We start from the raw sequence: 27000 nt of genomic DNA on the forward strand, positions 1-27000 counted from the left end.
CGTGTGCCGCGTCAGCCTTCGAGGGATTCGCTGTCGCCGAGCGCGAGGTGTACGAGGTCGTCGACGTCCAGGTCGGCCAGTGCGCCCCGTGCGGTGTCCGGTTCGTCGGGCGTGGGTGCGCCTGGTTCCAGGGCGGCCAGGTCGACCAGCGCGTCCAGCAGGCCGGCCTCCCGGAACCGCTCCAGCGGGAGGGTGAGCAGCGCGTGGCGCAGCCGTTCCTCGTCCGCCTCCGCCGCCGGCCGCTGCCCGGCGGCGCCCTCGGGGGCGAGTTCGCCGTGCAGGTGGCGGGCGAGGGCGAGCGGGGTGGGGTAGTCGAAGACCACGGTGGCGGAGAGGTTGACGCCGGTGGCGGCGCGCAGCCGGTTGCGCAGCTCCACGGAGGTGAGGGAGTCGAACCCGGCGTCCTTGAACGCCGTCTCGGCCCCGACGCCGTCCGCTCCCGCGTGGCCGAGCACGCCGGCGACATGGCCGCGGACGAGGTCCAGCAGCACGGCCTCCTGCCGCTCGCGGTCCAGCCCGGCCAGCCGGCGCAGCAGGCCGTCCCCGCCGTCGCCGGCGGCGCTCCGCGCCGACTGCCGTCCGGCGCGCATGAGTTGGCGGAGCAGCGGCGGGACTCCGGTGCCGGTGGCCGCTTCGGCGCGTACGGCCCTGAGGTCCAGTTTGACCGGGACGAGCAGCGTGTCGTCGCCGGCCAGGGCCGCGTCGAGGAGGGCCAGGCCCTCCTGCGGGGCGAGCGGCAGGATGCCACCGCGCCGATTGCCACGGGTGCGGGCCGCCGCCTCGGCGCCGGCGGTCATCCCGGTGGTCTGTTCCCAGGGCCCCCAGGCCAGGGACAGCGCGGGCAGTCCGGCCGCGCGGCGCCGGGCCATCGCCGCGTCCAGCCAGGCGTTGGCGGCGGCGTAGTTGCCCTGGCCGGCCGAGCCGAACAGGCCGGAGGCGGAGGAGAAGACGGCGAACGTGGTCAGGTCCAGGGTGCGGGTCAGCTCGTCCAGGTGGCGCACGGCCACGACCTTCGGCGCGAAGACGCGGTCCAGGCGGTCCCGGTCGAGTGTGCCGATCACGCCGTCGTCCAGGACGCCTGCGGTGTGCAGGACGGCGGTCAGCGGGTGTTCGTCCGGTACGGAGTCCAGCAGGGCGGCGACCGCGTCCCGGTCGGCGATGTCGCAGGCGGCCACCCGTACGGTCGTCGCGCCGAGCGCGGTCAGCTCGGTGACCAGTTCCCGCGCGCCCCCGGCGTCCGGGCCGCGCCGGCTCGCCAGCAGCAGATGCCGGACGCCGCGCCGCTCCACCAGGTGCCGGGCCAGCAGGGCGCCCAGCGAGCCGGTGCCGCCGGTGACGAGGACGGTGCCGTCCGGGTCCCAGCCGGCGTTCTCCGGGCCGGGGCGGGCGGGGGTGGCGGCCCGCACCAGGCGCGGGGCGCGGAAGGTCGTACCGCGCAGCGCGAGCTGCGGTTCACCGGCCGCCGAGGCGGTGGCGAGGAGGGTGGCGAGGGACGCGTCGTCGGCCGGCGGGGCGTCCGTGTCGATGAGGGTGATCCGGTCGGGGTTCTCCGCTTGGGCGGCCCGGACGAGCCCCCACACGGCCGCCCCCGCCGGGTCGGCCACGGTCTCCTCACCGGCGGCGGCCACCGCGCCCCGGGTCACGACGACGAGCCGGGAGTCCGCGAGCCGCTCCTCCGCCAGCCACGCCTGCAGGACGCCCAGGACCCGGGACGTGCGCTCCAGGGCGTCGTCGTCGGGGCCGTCGGCGGGTACGACCCACACCTCCGGCACGGTGTCACGCGCGGCCGCACCGGCGAGGTCGGCGGCGGTGGCGACTCGCGCCCAGTCCGGATCCGGGCTGCCCGTGCGGGCGGGTACGGTGACGTCGGTCCACTCCACGCGGAACAGCGCGTCCGCGCCGGGCGCGCCGGCAGCGGCCTCCAGCTGCTCGGCGCTGACCGCGCGGAACACCAGGGAGTCGGTGGTCAGCACCGGCGCACCGGTCTCGTCGGCGGCCTGCACCGTCACCGCGTCGGGCCCGGACGGCGCCACCCGCACGCGCAGCGCCGAGGCACCGGCCGCGTGCAGCGCCAGCCGGTTCCAGGCGAACGGCAGGACCGTGCGCGCCGCCTCACCGGGTGCGCTCGCCGCGTCCGGGGTGACGAATCCGTTGGCGTGCAGGGCGGCGTCCAGCAGGGCGGGATGGAGGCCGAACCGGGCCGCTTCCTCCCGCTGCCCGTCGGGCAGGGCCACCTCGGCATACACCTCGCCGCCGCGCCGCCACACCGCCCGCAGGCCCTGGAACGCCGGGCCGTACGTGTACCCCTTCTCGATGAGCCCGGAGTAGAAGGCGTCGACGTCCACCTCGACCCGTTCGGCGCCGGGCGGCGGCCAGGCGGCGAAGTCGAAGGTGCCGCCGGTCGCCGGGACCGTGGTGGGGAGGGTGGTGGTGAGGGTGCCGGTGGCGTGCCGGGTCCAGACGTCGGTGCCGATCTCGCCGGCGGTGTCCTCGCGGGCCGAGTAGACGGCCACCGTGCGCAGGCCGTCGTCGTCCGGTCCGCCGACGGCGACCTGGACACGGACACCGCCCTGCTCGGGTACGACCAAAGGCGCCTCGATGACGAGTTCGTCCAGCACACCGCAGCCGGCCTCGTCACCGGCGCGTACGGCCAGTTCCACCAGCCCGGTGCCGGGCACGAGGACCACTCCCCCGACGGCGTGGTCCGCCAGCCAGGGGTGGGTGCGCAGGGACAGCCGGGAGGTGCAGAGCAGCCCGCCGGTCTCGGGCACCTCCACCACCGCGCCCAGCAGCGGGTGGTCGGCCGTGCTCTGGCCCAGGGCGACCGCGTCGGTGGCCGGAGCCGTCTGCAACCAGTAGTGGCGGTGCTCGAAGGCGTACGTCGGCAGGTCCACGCGGGCTTCGGTGGCGCCCTCGGGAAGCAGGGCCGCCCAGTTCACCTTGGTCCCGCGCACGAAGAGCTGCGCCACGGCCGACAGGAGGGTCTGCGCATCGGCCCGGTCGTCGCGCAGCGCGGGCACGCTCACCGCGTCCTCACCCGCCGACTCCGCGATGGCACCGGTCAGGGCGCCGCCGGGGCCGAGTTCCAGGAACACCGTGCCACCCGATGCGGCGATGCCGTCCGCGAAACGGACGGGACGGCGGACGTGGTCGACCCAGTACGCCGGGTCGGTCAGCTGGCCCGGCTCGGCCGGCTTTCCGGTCACGTTCGACACGACGGGGATGGCCGGCTCGTTCCAGGTCAGCCCGGACAGGGCTGCTGCGAACTCTGTCAGCATCGGCTCCATCAGCGCCGAGTGGAAGGCGTGGGAGACGGTCAGCCGCTTGACCCGGCGGCCCTGCTCCCGCAGCTTCTCGGCTACGGCGAGTACGGCCGCCTCGTCACCGGACAGGACGACCGATCCGGGCGCGTTGACCGCCGCCAAGTCGACTCCAGCGCCGAGGAATTCAGTGATCTCCGCCTCGGTGGCGGCGACCGCGACCATCGCACCGCCTGAAGGGAGGGCCTGCATCAGCCGGCCGCGCGCCGCGACCAGCGCCGCCGCGTCCTCCAGCGACAGCACCCCAGCAACGTGCGCCGCGACGACCTCGCCGATCGAGTGCCCGGCCACCACATCCGGCCGTACACCCCAGGAGTCCACCAGTCGGAACAAGGCCGACTCGACCGCGAACAGCCCGGCCTGGGTGAAGACCGTCTGGTCCAGCAGACCCTCACCCGCGTCGCCGAAGATCACATCCTTGACCGAGTGCCCCGCACCCAGCTGCCCGTCCAGGGCGGCGCACGCATCGTCCAACGCCCGCGCGAACACCGGGTACTGGGCGTACAACTCCCGGCCCATACCGACCCGTTGCGATCCCTGCCCCGGGAACACGAACACGGTCCTGGCATCGGTGTCCGAGCCCGTGACGACGAACGGCGAGGGGACGCCCGCGGCCACCGACTCCAGTCCGGCCACCGCCTCCTCCGACGACCCGGCGACGACCACGGCCCGCTCGGACAGCACCGCCCGCCTGGACACCAGCGCCCCGGCAACGGCCTCCAGGGGCATATCCGTTCGGCCGACGAGCCGCGCCAGTCGTTCCGCCTGTCCGGCGAGGGCGCCAGTGCTCCGCGCCGAGACGATCAGCGGCACCACGCCATCGACCGGGGTCACCGGCTCGGTGCCGGGCTCCTCCGGCGCCTGCTCCAGGATCACGTGCGCGTTGGTGCCGCTGACGCCGAAGCCGGAGACGCCGACGCGGCGCGGCCGGTTCACGTCCGGCCACTCGCGGGCCTGCGTCAGCAGTTCGACCGCTCCGGCCGACCAGTCGACCTGGGAGGTCGGGGCGTCGACGTGCAGGGTGGCGGGCAGGACGCCGTGCCGCATCGCCTGGACCATCTTGATCACACCGGCCACGCCCGCGGCCATCTGGGTGTGCCCGATGTTCGACTTCAACGAGCCGAGCCACAGCGGCCGTTCGCGTTCCTGACCGTAGGTCGCCAGCAGGGCCTGGGCCTCGATCGGGTCGCCGAGGACCGTGCCCGTGCCGTGGCCCTCCACCGCGTCCACGTCCGCCGGGGTCAGCCCGGCCGCGGCGAGCGCCTTGCGGATCACCCGCTGCTGGGACGGCCCGTTGGGGGCGGTCAGGCCGTTGGACGCTCCGTCCTGGTTCACCGCGCTGCCCCTCACCACCGCCAGCACCCGGTGACCCTTGCGCTGCGCCTCCGACAGCCGCTCCAGGACGACCACACCGGCACCTTCCGCCCAGCCCGTGCCGTCGGCCGCGTCCGCGTACGACTTGCAGCGGCCGTCCGAGGCCAGACCCCGCTGCCGGGAGAACTCGACGAAGGTGCCCGGGGTGGCCATGACGGTGGCGCCGCCGGCCAGGGCCATCGAGCACTCGCCGCCCCGCAGGGCCTGCGCGGCGAGATGGATCGCGACCAGGGAGGAGGAGCAGGCCGTGTCCACGGTCACGGCCGGGCCCTCGAAGCCGAACACGTAGGCGACGCGCCCGGAGGCCACGCTGCCCATGCCTCCGGTACCGGTGAAGCCCTCCAGCTCGGGCGGCACCGGGCCGGAGGTGCCGTAGCCCTGGCCCATCAGGCCGGAGAACACGCCGACGTCCGTGCCCTTCAACGACAGGGGATCGATGCCGGCCCGCTCCAGCGCCTCCCAGGACGTTTCGAGGAGCAGCCGCTGCTGCGGGTCCATCGCCAGCGCCTCACGCGGGGAGATGCCGAAGAAGCCGGCGTCGAACAGGGCGGCGTCGTAGAGGAAGCCCCCCTGGCTCACGTAGGAGGTGCCGGTCTGGTCCGGGTCGTCGCTGAAGAAGCCGCTCAGGTCCCAGCCGCGGTCGTCGGGGAAGCCGGACATCGCGTCACGGCCCTCGGCCACCAACCGCCACAGGTCTTCCGGGCCGTTGACACCGCCGGGCAGGCGGCACGCCATGCCGACGATCGCGATCGGCTCGTCCGGGTCGGCGCGTGTGAGGGCCGTGGCCGGTGCCGGGGCGGTCGACGTCGTCTCGCCCAGTTCGCCGTGCAGGTGACGGGCGAGGGAGAGCGGGTTCGGGTGGTCGAAGACGACGGTGGCGGCCAGTTTGAGGCCGGTGGCCTCACGGAGCCGGTTGCGTAGTTCGACGGAGGTGAGTGAGTCGAAGCCGGAGTCACGGAACGCCGTGTCCGGCTTGATGCCCTCGGGGCCCGCGTGGCCGAGCACGGTCGCCGCGTGCGTCCGCACCAGGTCAAGCAGCAGCGCCTCCTGCTCCGCCGCGCCCAGCCCGGCGAGCCGGTCGGCCAGGCCGCCCCCGCTGTCGCCGGCCGCGGCCCGCACGGTCTGCCGGCCGGTGCGGACCAAGCCGCGCAGGAGGGTGGGGACGGCCCGTCCGGCGCCGGCGTCGGTACGAAGTCGGCGCAGGTCCAGTTTGGCCGGGACGAGCAGGGCCTCGCCGGTGCGCAGGGCGGCGTCGAAGAGGTCCATGCCCTCCTCGGGGGACATGGGGAGGACACCGCCGCGCCGGTTCATCCGGCTGCGGGTGAGGTCGTCCATGCCGGCCGCCATGCCGCCGGTGGCCTGGTCCCACAGGCCCCAGGCGAGGGAGGTGGCGGGCAGGCCCGCGGCCCGGCGCTGGTGGGCCACGGCGTCCAGGAAGGCGTTGGCCGCGGCGTAGCTGCCGGTGCCCGCGCCCAGGAAGACGGAGGAGACGGAGGAGAAGACGACGAACGCGGCCAGTTCCGGGGCGAGTTCGCGGGTGAGTTCGTCCAGGTGACGTACGGCGGTCACCTTCGGCGCGAAGACCCCCGCGACCTGTTCGGGCCGGATGGTGCCGATCACTCCGGCGTCGGCGATGCCCGCGGTGTGCACGATCCCGGTCAGCGGGCGTCCGCCCCGGCGGGCCTCGGTCAGCAGGGCGGCGACCGCGTCGCGGTCCGTGACGTCGCAGGCGGCCACCGTGACCTCGGCGGCGCCGAGTTCGGTGAGTTCGGTGACCAACTCGACGGCCCCCTCGGCGGCTTGGCCGCGACGGCTGGCCAGCACGAGGTGGCGGATGCCGTGGCGGGCGACCAGGTGCCGGGCCAGCAGCCCGCCTAGCGAGCCGGTACCGCCGGTGATGAGGACCGTGCCGTCCGGGTCCAGTGCGCCGGGCCCCTCGACGGCCACTTGGTCGGGACCGCCGGTCGCGGTGGCGCGGGCGAGCCGGGGGATGTACAGCGTCTCGCCGCGCAGGGCCAGTTCGGGCTCGGTGCCGGTCGCCATGCGGCCCAACACGTGGTCGAGGTCGAGGTCCATCTCGGGGTCGAGGTCTATCTCGGGGTCGATGTCGATGTCGGGGTCGATGTCGATGTCGGGGTCGATGTCGGGGTCGATGTCGAGGAGCAGGATGCGGTCCGGGTTCTCGGACTGCGCGGCCCGGATCAGGCCCCACACCGCGCCGCCCGCGGGATCGGTCACCGCGCCGTCGGCGCCGGCCGGCACCGCACCCCGGGTGGCCACCACCAGCCGGGTCGGCTCCAGGGCGGGAGCGGCCAGCCAGGTCTGCACGGCCGCCAGCACCCGGTTCGTCAACGCCAGCGCCGGGTCGTCCGCGCCGTGGTCGTGGGCCGCGAAGGCCTCCAGGACGACGAGCGCGGGCAGTTCAGCCGCGGCGCCCTCCGCCAGGGCGGTGATGTCGGCGGCCGAGCGCACCCGGGCCCAGGTCGGCGGCTCGCCCGCCTGCGCGTCGGCTGCGGGCAGCGCGGTCCACTCGACGCGGAACAGCGAGTCGTCGCTCGCCGTGCCCGCGGCCGTCTCCAACTGTCCGGCGGCCAGCGGGCGAAGCTCCGCCGAGTCCGCGCGCAGCACCAGCCCGCCGGCCTGGTCGACCGCCTCCAGCGCCAGCGCGTCCCGGCCGTGCGGCGTGATCCGTACCCGCAGCGCCGTGGCGCCGACGGCGTGCAGCGCGAGACCGCGCCAGGTCAGGTACTGCCACACCCCCGAGCCGCCGTCGGCCACGGCCGCGTCCAGCAGCGCCGGGTGCAGGGCCGCGTCCAGCAGCGCCGGGTGGAGCCCGAACCGCCGGGCCTCCTCACGCTCGTCCTCGGGTACGGCGACCTCGGCCAGGATCTCCTCACCGAGCCGCCAGAGCCCCCGTACGGCCTGGAAGGCGGGCCCGTGCTCGTAACCGTGCCGGACCAGACCGCCGTACAGCGACTCCACGTCGACGCGCTGGGCACCGGGCGGCGGCCAGGCGCCGAAGTCGCCCTGCGGGCTCTCGCCGGGCTTGGGCGTCGCCGTCAGCACACCGGTGGCGTGCCGGACCCAGGCCTCCGCCCCGATCACCTCGGTGGCGTCCTCGCGGGTCGAGTACACGGTGACCGTGCGGCAGCCGCTCTCGTCCACGCCGCCGACCGCGACCTGGACGCGTAGCCCTCCCTGTTCCGGCAGCACCAGCGGGGCGGCGACCGTGAGTTCGTCGAGGGCTCCGCACCCGACCTCGTCCCCGGCCCGCACGGCCAGCTCGACCAGGGCCGCGGCGGGGACGAGGACCACCCCGCCGGCCCTGTGATCCGCCAGCCAGGGGTGCGTGCGCAGGGACAGCCTGGAGGTGCACAACACACCGCCGGTCTCGGGCACCTCCACGACCGCACCGATCAACGGGTGGTCCGTGGGCGCCTGCCCGAGGGCGGTGGCATCGGTCGCTCCGTTCAGCCGGAGCCAGTAGTGGCGGTGGTCGAAGGCGTACGTCGGCAGGTCGACAGGGGTGTCGCCGCCGCCTTCGGGCAGGACGGCCACCCAGTCCACCGCCAGGCCCTTGACGAACAGCTCGGCCATCGACGTCAACAGCCGCCGTATGCCGCCCTCTTCGCGGCGCAGTGAGCCGGTGACGACGGCGTCGGACTCGGCCGTCGTCTCGTCCACGATCTCGTTGACCGGCTGGACGAGGACCGGGTGGGCGCTGGACTCGATGAACACCGTGTGTCCCTCGGCGAGGAGGGCCTCGACGGCCGGGCCGAAGCGGACCTGACTGCGCAGGTTGCGGTACCAGTAACCGCCGTCGAGGACGCCCGCCTCACGCACCCACTCACCGGTGACCGTGGAGAAGAACGGCACCAGCGGCGCCTGGCTGCGGATGTCCGCGAACGCCTCCGCCAACGCGCCCTCGATCGCCTCCACATGGCGGGTGTGGGAAGCGTAGTCCACCGCGACCCGACGGACGCGGACACCGTCGGCCTCCAGCGCCACCAGAGCCTCGTCCAACGCCTCGGCGTCACCGGCGATCACCACGGACGTCGGACCGTTGACGGCCGCTACCTCCACCCGCCCAGCCCACTCGGCAATACGAACGGAAGCCTCCGCCTCGGACAGCGCCACCGACGCCATCCCGCCCCGGCCCGCCAACTCCCCCGCGATCACCTGACTACGAACGGCCACGATCCGCGCCGCGTCCTCCAAGGACAGCGCCCCGGCGACACAAGCGGCCGCGATCTCCCCCTGCGAGTGACCCACCACCGCATCCGGCACCACACCCACCGACGCCCACACAGCCGCCAGACCGACCATCACCGCGAAACTCGCCGGCTGGACGACATCCACCCGACCCAGCAGGTCGACATCCCCCCGAAGAACGGCCGTCAAGTCCCAGTCCACCCACGGCTCCAGAGCCCGGGCACACTCCCCGACCCTCTCCGCGAACACCGGCGAGGACTCCAGCAGCTCCCGGCCCATCCCCAGCCACTGCGAACCCTGACCCGGGAACACCAGCACCGCCCGCCCGGCCACCGCACCCGCACCACCGGTCACCACCGCGGGGCTGTTCTCCCCGTTCGCCAGCGCGCTCAGTCCGGCCACCGCCTCCTCCCGGGACCCGGCGACGATCACGGCCCGTTCGCCGAGCAGGGCTCGTTGGGAGACGAGAGCGGCCGCGAGATCCGCGAGGGCCGCGTCCGTGTCGGCGGTGAACGCGGCCAGGCGCCCGGCCTGACCCGCCAGGGCTCCTTCGGAGGCCGCCGACACCACCAGCGGGACCACGCCGTCGACCGGGGGTACCGGCTCCGCGGCCGGCGGTTCCTCCGGGGGCTCTTCCAGGATCAGGTGCGCGTTGGTGCCGCTGACACCGAAGGAGGAGACGCCGGCCCGGCGCGGGCGGCCGGTCTGGGGCCACTCCCGCTCCTCGGTCAGCAGCTCGACCGCCCCGGCCGACCAGTCGACCTGGGAGGAGGGGGTGTCGACGTGCAGTGTGGGGGGCAGGACTCCGTGCCGCATCGCCTGGACCATCTTGATGACGCCGGCGACACCGGCGGCGGCCTGGGTGTGGCCGATGTTGGACTTCAACGAGCCGAGCCACAGGGGCTGTTCGCGGTCCTTGCCGTAGGTGGCGAGGAGGGCCTGCGCCTCGATCGGGTCGCCGAGGACCGTGCCCGTGCCGTGGCCCTCGACCACGTCCACGTCCGCCGGGGTCAGCCCCGCCTCTGCCAGGGCCTTGCGGATGACGCGCTGTTGGGAGGGACCGTTGGGCGCGGTCAGGCCGTTCGACGCGCCGTCCTGGTTGACGGCCGACGCGCGGACGACGGCCAGCACCCGGTGGCCGTTGCGACGGGCGTCGGACAGCCGCTCCAGGACGACCACGCCCGCGCCCTCGGCCCAGCCGGTCCCGTCGGCCGCATCGGCGTACGACTTGCAGCGGCCGTCGGCGGCCAGTGCCCGCTGCCGCGAGAACTGCATGAACATACCGGGGCCGGCCATGACGGTGGCGCCGCCGGCCAGGGCCATGGAGCACTCACCGCGCCGCAGGGCCTGGGCCGCGAGGTGCATGGCGACCAGAGAGGAGGAGCAGGCGGTGTCCACGGTGACGGCGGGGCCTTCGAGGCCGAAGACGTACGAGATACGGCCCGAGGCCACGCTTCCGGTGGTACCGGTGCCGGTGAAGCCCTCCAGCTCCGGCGGGACCGGGCCGCCGGTGGCGTAGCCCTCGTTGATGACGCCCACGAACACACCGGTGTCCGAGCCCTTCAGGGTCAGCGCGTCGATACCGGCCCGCTCCAGGGCCTCCCAGGACATTTCGAGGAGGAGCCGCTGCTGGGGGTCCATCGCCACGGCTTCACGCGGCGAGATCCCGAACAGTCCGGCGTCGAAGAGGGCCGCCTCGTGCAGGAAGCCGCCCTGGTCGACGTAGGACTTGCCCGTCTTGTCCGGGTCGGCGTCGAACAGCTCCTCCAGGTCCCAGCCCCGGTCGGTCGGGAACCCGGAGACGCCGTCGCCGCGTTCGCGGACGAGCCGCCACAGGTCGTCGGGGCCGGTCACCCCGCCGGGCAGCCGGCACGCCATGCCCACGATCGCGATCGGCTCCGCCTTCTCGGCCTCAAGTTCACGGACGCGTTGCTGGGAGCGGCGCGCGTCGGCGAGAACGCGCTTGAGGTAGTCGCGAAGCTTGCTTTCATCCGCCATTGCGGGTCAGCTCCTAGTGGGGCTAAGGCGTCAGGTGGACTGCGGGGCGGGCGTGGACGCGGGAGTGCGGGGACGTGCGGGTGCGGGGACGTGCGGCTGCGGGTGGCGCCGGCCGGGGTCGGCCGGCGCCTGGTGGCTAGTGGCCGAACTCGGTGTCGATCAGCTCGAACAGTTCGTCGTCGGAGGCAGAGTCGAAGTCCACGTCCTCCTCGGCGTCCTGCTCGGTGACGTTCGCCGTGGACCAGGTGGTCAGCAGGCCCTGGAGCCGGGCGGCGACCTGGGCGCGGGTGGCGTCGTCGGGTGCGGTGTCGGCCAACAGCGCCTCCAGCTTGCTGAGTTCGGCGAGCAGGGGGTGCGTGGTCGGGGCGGCCTGGTCACCCGGGGCCAGCCGGTCGTGCAGGTAGCGGGCGAGGGCGAGCGGGGTGGGGTAGTCGAAGACGGCGGTGGCGGGCAGGCTGAGGCCGGTAGCCTCTCGGAGCCGGTTGCGCAGTTCGACGGAGGTGAGGGAGTCGAACCCGGCGTCCTTGAACGCCGTCTCGGCCCTGACCTGGTCCGCCCCGGTGTGCCCGAGGACGGTCGCCACCTGTCCTTGGACCAGCGCCAGCAGCAGGGTCTCCCGCTCGGCCGGGTCCAGCGCGGCCAGCTTGCGGGCGAGTCCGCCGGAGTCCCCGGCACCGGCCCGGGCCGTCTTCCGCCCGGTCCGCACCAGGCCCCGGAGCAAGGGGGCGACACCGGCACCCAGCGCGGCGTCGGCGCGCAGCGCCCGCAGGTCCAGTTTCACGGGCACCACCAGCGCCTCATTCGTCGGCAGTGCCGCGTCGAACAGCTCCATGGCCTCCGCGAGCGTGAGCGGTACGACGCCCCCGCGCCGGCCGGTCCGGTTCCGTACGGCCTCTCCGGCGGCCGTGTCCTGGCCGCCCGTCGGCTCCCACGGGCCCCAGGCCAGCGAGACGGCGGGCAGACCGGCCACCCGGCGCTGGTGGGCGACCGCGTCCAGACAGGCGTTGGCCGCCGCGTAGCCGCCGGTGCCCGCACCCAGGAAGACCGAGGAGGCGGAGGAGAGCAGAACGAACGCGGCCAGGTCGGGGGCGAGTTCGCGGGTCAACTCGTCCAGGTGCTGGACGGCCGTCACCTTCGGCGCGAAGACCCGGGCCATCCGGTCCTGGTCCATCTCGCCGATCACCCCGGCGTCGAAGACGCGCGCCGCGTGGACGACACCGGTCAGCGGATGCGCGTCCGGTACGGCGGCGAGGAGCGCGGCGACCGCGTCACGATCGGTGACGTCGCAGGCGACCACCGATACGGTGGCACCCCGCTCCCCGAGTTCGGCGACGAGCCGATCCGCGCCCTCGGCCTCCGGACCCCGCCGGCTCGCCAGCAGCAGATGCCGCACGCCGTGCCGCTCGACCAGGCGCCGGGCGACCGCGGCGCCGAGCATTCCGGTGCCGCCGGTGATCAGGACCGTACCCTCCGGGTCCAGCACCGGCTCGGCCGAGGCGGCCCCGGCGGCACGGGCGAGGCGTGGTACGTACAGCGCCGTGCCACGAACGGCCACCTGCGGCTCACCGGTCGCCAGCACCGCATCGAGGCCTACGTCCTCCGAGTCGGTGTCGACAAGCACGATCCGGTCCGGGTTCTCCGCCTGCGCGGCCCGCACCAGACCCCAGACAGCCGCACCACCAGGATCGGTGACCGCCTCCTCACCCCCGGCCGGCACCGCACCCCGGGTCACCACCACCAACCGACCGTCCTCAGCGGCCTGATCGTCCGCGAGCCACGCCTGCACGGCCGCCAACACCCGCCCCACCAACACCACCGGAGCCTCCCCGGCCCCCCGGGCATCCACCACCGACACCCCACCAGCACCAGCACCAGCACCAGCACCAGCACCAGCCACGGACGGCAGCTCACTCCACTCCACCCGGAACAACGCATCGGTGCCGGACACGCCGGCCGCCGCTTCGAGCTGCTCGGCCGGGACCGGCCGTAGCGTGACGGCCTCCGCCGTGACGACCGTGCCACCGGCCTCGTCGGCGGCCTGGACCGCCAGGGCGCCGGAGGCGGACCGCGCCAGACGCACGCGCAGCGCCGTAGCTCCCTCGGCGTGCAGCACCAGCCGGCTCCACTCCAGCGGCTGCCAGACCTCGGCGTCGTCCGCCGCCGCGGCATCCAGCAGCGCCGGGTGCAGGGCCGCGTCCAGCAGAGCGGGGTGGATGCCGAACCGGGCCGCCGCGTCCCGCTGTCCGTCCGGCAGGGCGACCTCGGCGAACAGCTCGTCGCCACGCCGCCACAGCGCCCGCAGCCCCTGGAAGGCCGGGCCGTACTCGTAGCCGTGCCGGAGCAGCCGCTCGTCCGCACCGGACAGGTCCTCCGCCTGCGCGCCGGGCGGGGGCCAGGCGCTGAAGTCGAAGGCATCGGGAGTGGTCGGCGTACCGGCGTCGGCAGCGGTCGGCGTACCGGTGAGACTTCCGGTGGCGTGCCGGGTCCACGCGTCCGCGCCGGTCTCGCCGACGGCGTCCTCCCTCACGGAGTGGACGGTCACCGGACGGCGGCCCTCCGCGTCGGGGGCTTCGACCGTGACCTGCACCCGCACACCGCCCTGCTCGGGCACGACCAGCGGAGCCTCGATCAGCAGCTCCTCCACGACACCGCAGCCGACCTCGTCACCGGCCCGCACGGCCAGCTCCACCAGCCCGGCACCAGGCACGACCACCACTCCTCCGACGGCGTGGTCCGCCAGCCAGGAGTGCGTGCGCAGGGACAACCGCGAGGTGAACACCAGGCCGTCCGACTGCGGCAACGGCACCACCGCACCCAGCAGCGGGTGGTTCGCCGTGCTCTGGCCGAGCGCGACCGCGTCGGTGGCGGGGGCCATCCGGAGCCAGTAGTGGCGGTGCTCGAAGGCGTACGTCGGCAGGTCCACATGGACGTCCGTGGCCCCCTCGGGGAGCACGGCCGCCCAGTCCACCTGCGCACCGCGCACGAACAGCTCCGCGACGGACAGCAGGAGCGTCTGCGCCTCGCCTCGCTCGTCGCGCAACGCGGGCACGCTCACCGCGTCCTCGCCCGCCGACTCCGCGATCGCACCGGTCAGCGCACCGCCCGGACCCAGCTCCAGGAACACCGACCCACCCGAGGCACTGACCCCCTCGGCGAAACGGACCGGACGACGGACGTGGTCGACCCAGTACGCCGGGTCCGTCAGCTGCCCGGGTTCGGCGAGCCGACCGGTCACGTTGGACACGACCGGGATGGCCGGCTCGTTCCAGGTCAGCCCCGACAGCGCCTCGGCGAACTCCGCCAGCATCGGCTCCATCAGCGCCGAGTGGAAGGCGTGGGAGACGGTCAGCCGCTTGACCCGGCGGCCCTGCTCACGGAGCTTCTCCGCGACGGCCAGGACGGACGCCTCACCGCCGGACAGAACCACCGAGCCGGGCGCGTTCACCGCCGCCAAGTCCACACCACCGCCGAGGTGTTCGGCGATCTCCGCCTCGGTGGCAGAAACGGCAACCATCGCACCGCCCGGCGGAAGGGCCTGCATCAGCCGGCCGCGCGCAGCGACCAGCGCCGCCGCGTCCTCCAGCGACAGCACCCCGGCCACATGCGCCGCGACGACCTCGCCGATCGAGTGCCCGGCCACCACATCCGGCCGTACACCCCACGACTCCACCAACCGGAACAACGCCGACTCCACCGCGAACAGCCCGGCCTGGGTGAACACCGTCTGGTCCAGCAGACCCTCACCCGCGTCGCCGAAGATCACATCCCGGACCGAGTGCCCCGCACCCAGCTGCCCGTCCAGGGCGGCGCACGCCTCGTCCAACGCCCGCGCGAACACCGGGTACTGGGCGTACAACTCCCGGCCCATACCCATCCGTTGCGACCCCTGCCCCGGGAACACGAACACCGCCTTCCCGTCGGTGTCCGAGCCCGTGACCACAAGCGGTGAGGACTCGCCGGCAGCCACCGACTCCAGTCCGGCCACCGCCTCCTCCGACGACCCGGCGACGACCACGGCCCGCTCGGACAGCACTGCCCGCCGGGACACCAGCGCCCCCGCAACAGCCGCCAGTGGCGCATCGGTTCCGCCGACGAAGGTGGCCATTCGCCCGGCCTGTCCGGCCAGCGCACCGGCGCTCCGTGCCGACAGCACCAGAGGTACCACACCGCCGGACGGCAGGACCGGTTCCTCCGTGGTGGGCTCTTCCGGTGCCTGTTCCAGGATGAGATGGGCGTTCGTGCCGCTCAGTCCGAAGGAGGAGACGCCGACCCGGCGGGGGCGTCCCGTCTCGGGCCAGTCACGCGCCTCGGTGAGGAGTTCGACCGCCCCGGACGTCCAGTCCACCTGGGACGACGGCGCGTCCACGTGCAGCGTGGGCGGCAGGACGCCGTGCTGCATCGCCTCCACCATCTTGATCACGCCGGCCACACCGGAGGCGGCCTGGGTGTGACCGATGTTGGACTTCAACGAGCCCAGCCACAGCGGCCGTTCCGGGTCGCGGTCCTTGCCGTAGGTGGCGAGGAGGGCCTGCGCCTCGATCGGGTCGCCGAGAACCGTGCCCGTGCCGTGGCCCTCCACCGCGTCCACGTCCGCCGGAGTCAGGCCCGCTGCGGCGAGCGCCTTGCGGATCACGCGCTGCTGGGACGGCCCGTTGGGGGCGGTCAGGCCGTTGGACGCGCCGTCCTGGTTCACCGCGCTGCCCCGCACCACCGCCAGCACCCGGTGACCCTTGCGCTGCGCCTCCGACAGCCGCTCCAGGACGACCACACCGGCACCTTCCGCCCAGCCCGTGCCGTCGGCCGCGTCCGCGTACGACTTGCAGCGGCCGTCCGAGGCCAGACCCCGCTGCCGGGAGAACTGGACGAAGGCGCCGGGGCTGGACATCACGGCCGCGCCGCTGGCCAGGGCCAGGGAGCACTCGCCGCTGCGCAGGGCCTGGGCCGCGAGGTGCATGGCGACCAGGGAGGAGGAGCAGGCCGTGTCCACGGTCACGGCGGGGCCTTCGAAGCCGAAGACGTACGACACCCGGCCCGAGGCCACGCTGCTGCCGGCGCCGGTGGTGACGAACCCTTCCAGTTCGGCGGGGATGTCGCCGCCGGAGCCGTAGCCCTGGCCCATCAGGCCGGAGAACACGCCGACGTCCGTGCCCTTCAACGACAGGGGGTCGATGCCGGCCCGCTCCAGCGCCTCCCAGGACGTTTCGAGGAGCAGCCGCTGCTGCGGGTCCATCGCCAGCGCCTCACGCGGCGAGATCCCCCAGAAGCCGGCGTCGAACAGGGCCGCCTCGTGCAGGAAGCCGCCCTGGTCGACGTACGACGTGCCGGCCTTGTCGGGGTCGGCGTCGAACAGGCCCTCCAGGTCCCAGCCGCGGTCGTCGGGGAAGCCGGACATCGCGTCGCGGCCCTCGAACACCAACCGCCACAGGTCTTCCGGGCTGTTGACACCGCCAGGCAGGCGGCACGCCATGCCGACGATCGCGATCGGCTCGTCCGGGTCGGCGAGTGCAGTTGCGCGGGGCGGGGCGAGGGCGGGGTCGAGCGGCGCCGTCTCGCCCAGCTCGCCGTGCAGGTGACGGGCCAGGGCGAGCGGGGTGGGATGGTCGAAGACGACGGTGGCGGGCAGCTTGAGGCCGGTGGCCTCGCGGAGCCGGTTGCGCAGTTCGACGGAGGTGAGCGAGTCGAAGCCCGAGTCACGGAACGCCGTGTCCGGCTTGACGCCCTCGGGGCCCGCGTGGGCGAGCACGGTCGCCGCGTGCGTCCGCACCAGGTCCAGCAGCAGCGCCTCCTGCTCCGCCGCGTCCAACCCGGCGAGTCGCCCGGCGAGTTCGCCGGTGGTGTCGGTGGCGGCGGCTGCCCGTGCGACCTGCCGGGCCACCTTGACCAGGCCGCGCAGCAGGGACGGTACGCCACGCCCGGCCGCCGCGTCGGCACGCAGGGACCGCAGGTCGAGCTTGATCGGGACGAGCAGGGGGTCGCCGGTGCGCAGAGCGGCGTCGAACAGGTCCAGGCCCTCGTCTGAGGTGATGGTCCGGCTGCGGCTCCGCTTCACCCGGGCCTGGTCGGCGGTGTCGAGGTGGGCGGTCATGCCGGTGGCCTGCTCCCACAGACCCCACGCCAGTGACACACCCGGCAGCCCGGCGGCCCGCCGACGCTGCACCACCGCGTCCAGATACGCGTTCGCCGCCGCGTAGTTGCCCTGTCCCGCCGAACCGAACACCCCCGCAGCCGACGAGAACACAACGAACGCACCGAGATCCGGGGCGATTTCGCGCGTCAGCTCGTCCAGGTGGGTGACGGCGGCCACCTTCGGGGCGAACACGCCTGCCAGCCGCTCGGGCGTCAACGCGCCGATCACCCCGTCGTCCAGGACACCAGCCGTATGCACCACACCGGACAACGGACGTTCCGCCGTCACCGAGGTCAGCAGTTCGGCCACCGACGCCCGGTCCGACACATCGCACGCCACCACGGACACCGACTCCGCACCCGACTCCGACAGCCCGGCCGCCAGCTCCACGGCACCCTCGGCCGCCAAGCCCCGCCGACTGGCCAGCACCAGATGCCGTACCCCGTGCCGCTCGACCAGGTGCCGCGCCACCAGCGCACCCAGCACGCCCGTGCCGCCCGTGATCAGCACCGACTCCGCCGGGTCGAAGACGACCGGCGCCCCGGCCGGCGCGACACGGGCGAGCCTCGGCACGAACAGACGACCGCCGCGGACCGCGACCTGCGGCTCACCGACGGCCAGGACCGCGGCGAGCACCGACTCCACGTCCGCACCCTCCTCGACATCGGTGTCGAGCAGGACGATCCGATCCGGGTTCTCCGCCTGCGCGACCCGGACCAGACCCCAGACCGCAGCGGCGGCCTGGTCGGTCACCGTCCGCTCGCCGCCGGCGGGCACCGCACCCCGGGTGACGACGACCAGCTGGGCCGCTTCGAGACCGGGGCCGGCCAGCCACGCCTGGACGATCTCCAGCACCCGGCCCGTCAGGGCCAGCGCCGCCACGTCGTCCGCCGTCCCGGTACGGTCGGCTTCCAGCACCACCACCGGGGGCACGCCCGAGCCGTCGGTCAGCGCGGCCACGTGCGCGGGCTCGGTGATCGGGACCCAGGCGGGCGGCAGGTCGGTGCCCGGTTCCGCGGTCCCGGGCAGCTCCGTCCAGTCGACGCGGAACAGGGACTGCCGGCTGTCGTCGGCCGCCGCGCCGAGCTGGTCGGCGGACACGGCCCGGGAGACCAGCGAGCGCAGCGTGAGCACCGGCGCACCGGTCTCGTCCGCCGCGTCCAGGGACAGGGCGTCGGGCGCGGACCGGGTCAGGCGCACGCGCAGCACCGAGGCGCCGGCCGCGTGCAGGCGCAGCCCGTTCCAGCCGAACGGGAGGTGCACGCCGTTCCCGTCGTCGGTGCGGTTCTCGCCCTCGGGGTCGGCGAGCGCCACATCCAGCATCGCGGGGTGCAGCGCGGCATCGAGCAGCGCCGGATGGATGCCGAACCGGGCGGCGCCGGCCCGCTGGTCCTCGGGCAGCACGACCTCGGCGAAGAGATCGTCACCGCGCCGCCACAGGGCCCGTACGCCCTGGAAGACGGGCCCGTAGCCATAGCCGGCCGCGGCCAGCAGCTCGTAGCCGCCGGAGACGTCCACCTGCCGTGCGCCGGTGGGCGGCCACACGGCGAGGTCGGCGACCGGCTGGGCGGGGTCGGCCGGTGCCGGCGCGGTCAGGGTGCCGGTGGCGTGCCGGGTCCAGGCGTCGACGCCGATGTCTCCGGTGGCGTCCTCGGGTGCCGAGTACACGGCGACCGTACGGGTGCCCGTCTCCTCGGGGCCGCCGACGGCGACCTGGACGCGCACCCCGCCCTGCTCCGGAAGCACCAGCGGGGCCTCGATGACCAGTTCCTCCAGGACCCCGCAGCCCACCTCGTCACCGGCCCGCACGGCCAGCTCCACCAGCCCGGTACCGGGCACGAGCACGGCCCCGCCGACCGCGTGGTCCGCCAGCCAGGGGTGCGTACGCAGGGACAGCCGGGACGTGCACAACACGCCTCCGGTCTCCGGCACTTCGACTACGGCGCCGAGCAGGGGGTGGTCGGCGCCCGCCTGCCCGAGGGAGGCCGCGTCCGCCGCGGGAGTGGGCTTCAGCCAGTAGTGGCGGTGGTCGAAGGCGTACGTCGGCAGGTCCACCTGCGCGCCGTCGGCACCGGCGGGCAGGACGCCCGTCCAGTCCACCGCCACACCCCTGACGAACACCTCGGCCATCGACGTCAACAGCCGCCGCGGTCCGCCCTCTTCTCGGCGCAGGGACCCGGTGACCACCGCGTCCGCGCGCGTGGCGTCGACGATCTCGCTGACCGGCTGGACCAGGACCGGGTGGGCACTGGACTCGATGAACACCGTGTGACCCTCGGCGAGGAGGGCCTCGACAGCCGGGCCGAAACGGACCTGACTGCGCAGGTTGCGGTACCAGTAACCGCCGTCGAGGACGCCCGCCTCACGCACCCACTCACCAGTCACCGTGGAGAAGAACGGCACCAGCGGCGCCTGGCTGCGGATGTCCGCGAACGCCTCCGCCAACGCGCCCTCGATCGCCTCCACATGGCGGGTGTGGGAAGCGTAGTCCACCGCCACGCGGCGGACGCGGACACCGTCGGCCTCCAGCGCCACCAGAGCCTCGTCCAACGCCTCGGCGTCACCGGCGATCACCACGGACGTCGGACCGTTGACGGCCGCTACCTCCACCCGCCCAGCCCACTCGCCAATACGAACGGAAGCCTCCGCCTCGGACAGCGCCACCGACGCCATCCCACCCCGGCCCGCCAACTCCCCCGCGATCACCTGACTACGCACCGCGACAATCCGGGCGGCGTCCTCCAAGGACAGCGCCCCGGCGACACAGGCGGCCGCGATCTCCCCCTGCGAGTGACCCACCACCGCATCCGGCACCACACCCACCGACGCCCACACAGCCGCCAGACCGACCATCACCGCGAAACTCGCCGGCTGGACGACATCCACCCGACCCAGCAGGTCGACATCCCCCCGAAGAACGGCCGTCAAGTCCCAGTCCACCCACGGCCCCAGAGCCCGGGCACACTCCCCGACCCGCTCCGCGAACACCGGCGAGGACTCCAGCAACTCCCGGCCCATCCCCAGCCACTGCGAACCCTGACCCGGGAACACCAGCACCGTCCGCCCGGACACCGCACCCGCACCACCGGTGACCAGACCGGCCGCGGACTCCCCTCGCGCCAGCGCGCTCAGCCCGGCGACCGCCTCCTCCCGGGACCCGGCGACGACCACGGCCCGCTCCGACAGCACCGCCCGCCGAGCCGCCAGCGCCCCCGCGACCTCCGCCGGCGAGGCGTCGGTGTCGCCGACGAAGGCGGCCAGCCGCTCCGCCTGGCCGGACAGCGCGCCCTCGGAGGCGGCCGAGACCACCAGCGGTACGACTCCGTCATGCGGCTCCCGAGGGGCGACGGGCTCCTCCGGGGCCTGCTCGAAGATGAGGTGGGCGTTGGTGCCGCTCAGGCCGAAGGAGGAGACGCCGACGCGGCGCGGGCGCCCGGTGTCCGGCCACTGGCGGGCCTCGGTGAGCAGTTCGACGGCGCCGGCCGACCAGTCGACCTGCGGGGTGGGTTCCGCCACGTGCAGGGTCGGGGGCAGGACGCCGTGTCGTAGGGCCTCAACCATCTTGATCACACCGGCGACACCTGCGGCGGCCTGCGTGTGGCCGATGTTGGACTTCACCGAGCCCAGCCACAAGGGTTCTTCGCGGTCACGGCCGTAGGTCGCCAGCAGCGCCTGGGCCTCGATGGGGTCGCCGAGCGCGGTGCCCGTGCCGTGGGCCTCCACCGCGTCGACCTCGGTCGCGGTCAGCCCTGCCGCCGCGAGCGCCCGGCGGATGACCCGCTGCTGGGAGGGGCCGTTGGGGGCGGTGAGGCCGTTGGAGGCGCCGTCCTGGTTGACCGCGCTGCCGCGCAGCACGGCGAGGACGCGATGGCCCTTGCGGCGCGCCTCCGAGAGGCGTTCCAGGACGACCACGCCGACACCTTCGGCCCAGCCGGTGCCGTCGGCGGTCGAGGAGAAGGCCTTGCAGCGGCCGTCGGGGGCGAGGGCCCGCTGCCGGGAGAACTCCACGAAGGTGCCGGGGGTCGCCATGATGGTCGCGCCGCCTGCCAGCGCGAGGGAGCACTCGCCCTGCCGCAGCGCCTGGGCCGCGAGGTGCATGGCGACCAGGGAGGAGGAGCAGGCGGTGTCCACGGTGACCGCGGGGCCCTCGAAGCCGAAGACGTACGACACTCGGCCCGAGGCCACGCTCACCGCGGAGCCGGTGGCCGTGAAGCCGCCCAGCTCGGGCGGGATGTCACCGCCGATGCCGTAGCCCTGGGTCATCACGCCGGAGAACACGCCGACGTCGGTGCCCTTCAGCGCGGACGGGTCGACGCCCGCCCGCTCCAGCGCCTCCCAGGACGTTTCCAGGAGCAGCCGCTGCTGCGGGTCCATCGCCAGCGCCTCACGCGGCGAGATACCGAAGAAGCCCGCGTCGAACAGGCCGGCCTCGTGCAGGAAGCCGCCCTGGTCGACGTAGGACGTGCCGATGTTCTCGGGGTCGGTGTCGAAGACATCGTCCACGTCCCAGCCGCGGTCGGCGGGGAAGCCGGAGATGGCGTCGCGGCCCTCGGCCACCAGCCGCCACAGTTCCTCGGGGCTGTTGACGCCGCCGGGCAGCCGGCAGGCCATGCCGACGACGGCGATCGGCTCGTCCGGGTCGGCCACGACGACCGTGGGGGCCGCCGCGCCGGCCACGTTGCCGTTCAGCCCGTCCAGTTCGTCGCGGAGGTAGCGGGCGAGCGCGAGCGGGGTCGGGTAGTCGTAGACGAGGGTGGCCGGGAGGCTGAGCCGGGTGGTCTCGCGGAGCCGGTTGCGCAGCTGGACGGCGGTGAGGGAGTCGAAGCCGGCGTCCTTGAACGCCTTGTCGGCCTTGACCTTGTCGGGGCCGCTGTGACCGAGCACGGTCGCGACGTGGGTGCGGACCAGGTCCAGGAGCAGGGCTTCCTGCTCGGCCGGGGTCAGACCCGCGAGCCGGCCGGCCAGACCGCTGCCGCGACCGGCGGCGATACGGGCGGCGGCCCGCCGGCTGTGGGGGATCAGCGTGCGCAGCAGGGACGGTATCTCGCCGCCGGCCGCCGCCTCGGCGCGTACGGCCCGCAGATCCAGCTTGATGGGGACGAGGAGGCTGTCACCGGTGCGCAGGGCCGCGTCGAACAGGTCCAGGCCCTCCTCGGGGTTGATCGCCTGGAATCCGCCGCGGTTCATGCGCGCCTGGTCGGCGGTGTCGAGGTGGGCGGTCATGCCGGTGGCCTGCTCCCACAGACCCCACGCCAGTGACACACCCGGCAGTCCGGCGGCCCGCCGACGCTGCACCACCGCGTCCAGATACGCGTTCGCCGCCGCGTAGTTGCCCTGTCCCGCCGAGCCGAACACCCCCGCAGCCGACGAGAAGACGATGAACGCGCCGAGTTGCGGAGCGAGTTGACGTGTCAGCTCGTCCAGGTGGGCGACCGCACCGGCCTTGGGGGCGAACACGCCTGCCAGCCGCTCGGGCGTCAACGCGCCGATCACCCCGTCGTCCAGCACACCAGCCGTATGCACGACACCCGTCAGGGGGCGCTCCGCCGACAGGGAGGTCAGCAGTTCGGCCACCGACGCCCGGTCCGACACATCGCACGCCACCACGGACACCGACTCCGCACCCGACTCCGACAGCCCGGCCGCCAGCTCCACGGCACCCTCGGCCGCCAAGCCCCGCCGACTGGCCAGCACCAGATGCCGTACCCCGTGCCGCTCGACCAGGTGCCGCGCCACCAGCGCACCCAGGGAGCCGGTACCGCCCGTGATCAGCACCGACCCCGCCGGGTCGAAGACGACCGGCGCCCCGGCCGGCGCGACACGGGCGAGCCTCGGCACGAACAGACGCCCGCCGCGGACCGCGACCTGCGGCTCACCGACGGCCAGGACCGCGGCGAGCACCGACTCCACGTCCGCACCCTCCTCGACATCGGTGTCGAGCAGGACGATCCGATCCGGGTTCTCCGCCTGCGCGACCCGGACCAGACCCCAGACCGCCGCGGCGGCCGGGTCGGTCACCATCAGCTCGCCGCCGGCGGGCACGGCGCCCCTCGTACGGACGACGAGGCGCGTTCCCTCCAGCCTCGGCTCGGCCAGCCAGGCCTGGACGACGCCCAGTGCCCTGCTGGTCAGGGTGAGCGCCGCGGTGTCGTCGCCGCCGTCCCCGGCGCAGTCGAGCACGGCGGCGGCCGGCGGTTCGGCGCCGTCCGCCAGAGCCGTCAGCTTGCTCGGGTCGGACAGCGCGACCCATTCCGGTGCCGCCGGGGTCGGCCGGGGTGCGGGCAGCTCGGTCCACTCCACCCGGAAGAGCGCGTCGTCCACGCCGGTGACGGGCTCCGCCGTCGCCAGGCGGTCCGCGGGGACCGGTCGCAGGGTCACGGCGTCCGCCGTCAGGACCGGGGCACCGGTCTCGTCGGCGGCCTCGACCGACACGACGCCCGCGGTGGACCGTACGAGCCGGGCGCGCAGCACCGTGGCGCCCGTGGCGTGCAGGACGACCCTGTTCCACTCCAGCGGCTGCCACACCTGGGCGGTGTCGCCGGCGACGGCTTCCCGGACGGCGGGGTGCAGGACGGCGTCCAGCAGCGCCGGGTGCACGCCGTACCGGTCGGCCTCGGTCTGGTCCTCCTCCGCCAGGGCGGCCTCGGCGAACAGTTCGTCGCCGCGCCGCCACAGCCCGCGCAGGCCCTGGAAGAGGGGCCCGTAGGCGTGGCCGTGGGCGATCAGCTCGGCGTACAGCTCGTCCGTACCCGCCCGCTCCGCGCCGGGCGGCGGCCAGGCGGTGAAGTCGAAGCCGCCGGTCGCCGCGGCACCGGTCGCCGGTGCGAGGATTCCGGTGGCGTGCCGGGTCCAGGGGACCGGCCCGCCCGCCTCGGCGGTGCCGTCGGGGGCCGCGTACACCTCCACACTCCGGGCGCCGGTCTCGTCCGGCCCGCCGACCGTGATCTGCACGCGTACGGCGCCCTGTTCCGGCACGATCAGCGGGGCCTCGACCACCAGCTCGTCCAGCACTCCGCAGCCGACCTCGTCACCGGCGCGTACGGCCAGCTCGACCAGTCCGGCACCGGGTACGACCACCACTCCCCCGACGGCGTGATCGGCCAGCCAGGAGTGCGTGCGCAGGGACAGCCGCGAGGTGAGGACCAGCCCGTCCGACTGCGGCAACGGCACCACCGCGCCCAGCAGCGGATGCCCGGCACCGGCCAGCCCCAGGGCCGCCGCGTCGACCACCGACTCCGCCATGCGCAGCCAGTAGTGCTGATGGTCGAAGGCGTACGTCGGCAGGTCCACGTGGACGTCCGTGGCCCCCTCGGGGAGTACGGCCGCCCAGTCCACCTGCGCACCGCGCACGAACAGCTCCGCGACGGAGAGCAGGAGCGTCTGCGCCTCGCCTCGCTCGTCGCGCAGCGCGGGCACGCTCACCGCGTCCTCGCCCGCCGACTCCGCGATCGCACCCGTCAGCGCACCGCCCGGACCCAGCTCCAGGAACACCGACCCACCCGAGGCACTGACCCCCTCGGCGAAACGGACCGGACGACGGACGTGGTCGACCCAGTACGCCGGGTCCGTCAGCTGCCCGGGTTCGGCGAGCCGACCGGTCACGTTGGACACGACCGGGATGGCCGGCTCGTTCCACGTCAGCCCCGACAGGGCTGCGGCGAACTCCGCCAGCATCGGCTCCATCAGCGCCGAGTGGAAGGCGTGGGACACGGTCAGCCGCTTGACCCGGCGGCGACCCTGCTCCCGCAGCTTCTCCGCCACGGCCAGGACGGACGCCTCACCGCCGGACAGAACCACCGAGCCGGGAGCGTTCACCGCCGCCAAGTCCACACCATCGCCCAGGTGTTCGGCGATCTCCGCCTCGGTGGCAGAAACGGCAACCATCGCGCCGCCCGACGGAAGGGCCTGCATCAGCCGGCCGCGCGCCGCGACCAGCGCCGCCGCGTCCTCCAGCGACAGCACGCCAGCAACGTGCGCCGCGACGACCTCGCCGATCGAGTGCCCGGCCACCACATCCGGCCGTACACCCCACGACTCCACCAACCGGAACAACGCCGACTCGACCGCGAACAGCCCGGCCTGGGTGAACACCGTCTGGTCCAGCAGACCCTCACCCGCGTCGCCGAAGATCACATCCCGGACCGAGTGCTCGACGAAGGCGCCGAGCTTCGCGTCCAATGCCGCACAGGCCTCGTCCAACGCCCGCGCGAACACCGGGTACTGGGCGCACAACTCCCGTCCCATACCGACCCGTTGCGACCCCTGGCCCGGAAAGACGAACACCGTCTTCCCGTCGGCCGCCGAACCGGTGACCACCGAGGGAGCCGTCTCCCCCTGGGCCAGTGCCCCGAGCCCGGCCGCCGCCTCCTCCCGTGATCCGGCGACGACCACGGCCCGCTCGGGCAGCAGTGCCCGCTGCGAGACCAGTGCCCCGGCGAGGGTCGTCAACGGGGTGTCGCTGTCGCCGGTGAAGGTGGCCAGTCGTCCCGCCTGCCCGGCCAGCGCACCGGCACTCCGCGCCGACACGACGACCGGCACGACCGGCACGACCGGCACCACACCGTCGGCCGGCGTCGGTGCCACCGGCACGGTGGCGGGCTCCTCCGGTGCCTGCTCCAGGATCACGTGGGCGTTGGTGCCGCTGACGCCGAAGCCGGACACGCCCACGCGGCGGGGCCGGTCGATCTCCGGCCAGGGGCTGGTCCGGTGGAGGAGCCGGACCGCGCCGGCGTCCCAGTCGACGCGGGTGCTGGGCTCGTCGGCGTGCAGGGTGGCGGGCAGGACGCCGTGGCGCAGGGCCTGGACCATCTTGATGACGCCGGCGACACCGGCGGCGGCCTGGGTGTGGCCGACATTGGATTTCAGCGAGCCGAGCCACAAGGGCTGTTCGCGGTCCTGGCCGTAGGTCGCCAGCAGGGCCTGGGCTTCGATCGGGTCGCCGAGAACCGTGCCCGTGCCGTGGCCCTCCACCGCGTCCACGTCCGCCGGAGTCAGGCCCGCTGCGGCGAGCGCCTTGCGGATCACGCGCTGCTGCGACGGCCCGTTCGGAGCCGTCAGGCCGTTCGACGCGCCGTCCTGGTTCACCGCGCTGCCCCGCACCACCGCCAGCACCCGGTGACCCTTGCGCTGCGCCTCCGACAGCCGCTCCAGGACGACCACACCGGCGCCCTCGGCCCAGCCCGTGCCGTCGGCCGCGTCCGCGTACGACTTGCAGCGGCCGTCCGAGGCCAGGCCCCGTTGCCGGGAGAAGTCCACGAAGGTGTGCGGGGTGGCCATGATGGTGGCGCCGCCGGCGAGGGCCATCGAGCACTCGCCGCGCCGCAGGGCCTGGGCGGCGAGGTGGATCGCGACCAGGGAGGAGGAGCAGGCCGTGTCCACGGTGACGGCCGGGCCCTCGAAGCCGAACACGTAGGAGACGCGGCCGGAGGCGACGCTGCCCGCGCCGCCGGTGCCGGCGTAACCCTCCAGTTCCGCGGGGAGGTTGCCGCCGAAGAAGTAGTCGACGCCCATGATGCCGTTGAAGACGCCGACGTCCGCGCCCTTCAGCGACAGGGGGTCGATGCCGGCCTGTTCGAGTGCTTCCCACGAGGTTTCCAGCAGCAGGCGCTGCTGGGGGTCCATCGCCAGCGCCTCGCGCGGGGAGATGCCGAAGAACTCGGCGTCGAACAGGCCGGCGTCCTGCAGGAATCCGCCCTGGCGGGCGTAGGTGGTGCCTGTTTTGTCCGGGTCGTCGTCGAACAGGGCGTCCAGGTCCCAGCCGCGGTCGGCGGGGAAGTCGGACACGGCGTCCCGGCCCTCGGCGACCAGGCGCCACAGCTCCTCCGGCGTCGTCACGCCGCCGGGCAGCCGGCAGGCCATGCCGACGATCGCGACCGGCTCGTCCGCGCTCCGCCGGACCTGTCGGCGCAGGTCGTGCAGTTCGGTCGTGACGCGCTTGAGGTACTTGAGGAGTTCCTGCTCTGTGGCCAT

2 protein-coding genes are annotated in these 27000 nt (G+C 74.2%); both read right to left on the minus strand.

Features of this window, described 5'->3' with window-relative positions:
* Window positions 1-11: 11 nt before the first annotated feature.
* Entirely contained in the window at window positions 12-10904 is a 10893-nt protein-coding gene (locus ACZ4U1_RS05420; RefSeq protein ID WP_467899822.1) for a type I polyketide synthase, read from the minus strand.
* A 136-nt stretch (window positions 10905-11040) separates the two neighbouring features.
* Window positions 11041-27000, minus strand: a complete 15960-nt coding sequence (locus ACZ4U1_RS05425; RefSeq protein ID WP_467899824.1) for an SDR family NAD(P)-dependent oxidoreductase — start codon at window positions 26998-27000, stop codon at window positions 11041-11043.

The sequence above is a fragment of the Streptomyces sp. NPDC028928 genome, from assembly GCF_055564915.1.

What these genes read in the sequence shown, in the direction of transcription:
- ACZ4U1_RS05420 (WP_467899822.1), bottom strand. Translation starts at nt 10,904, where the DNA reads ATGGCGGATGAAAGCAAGCTTCGCGACTACCTCAAGCGCGTTCTCGCC.
- ACZ4U1_RS05425 (WP_467899824.1), bottom strand. Translation starts at nt 27,000, where the DNA reads ATGGCCACAGAGCAGGAACTCCTCAAGTACCTCAAGCGCGTCACGACC.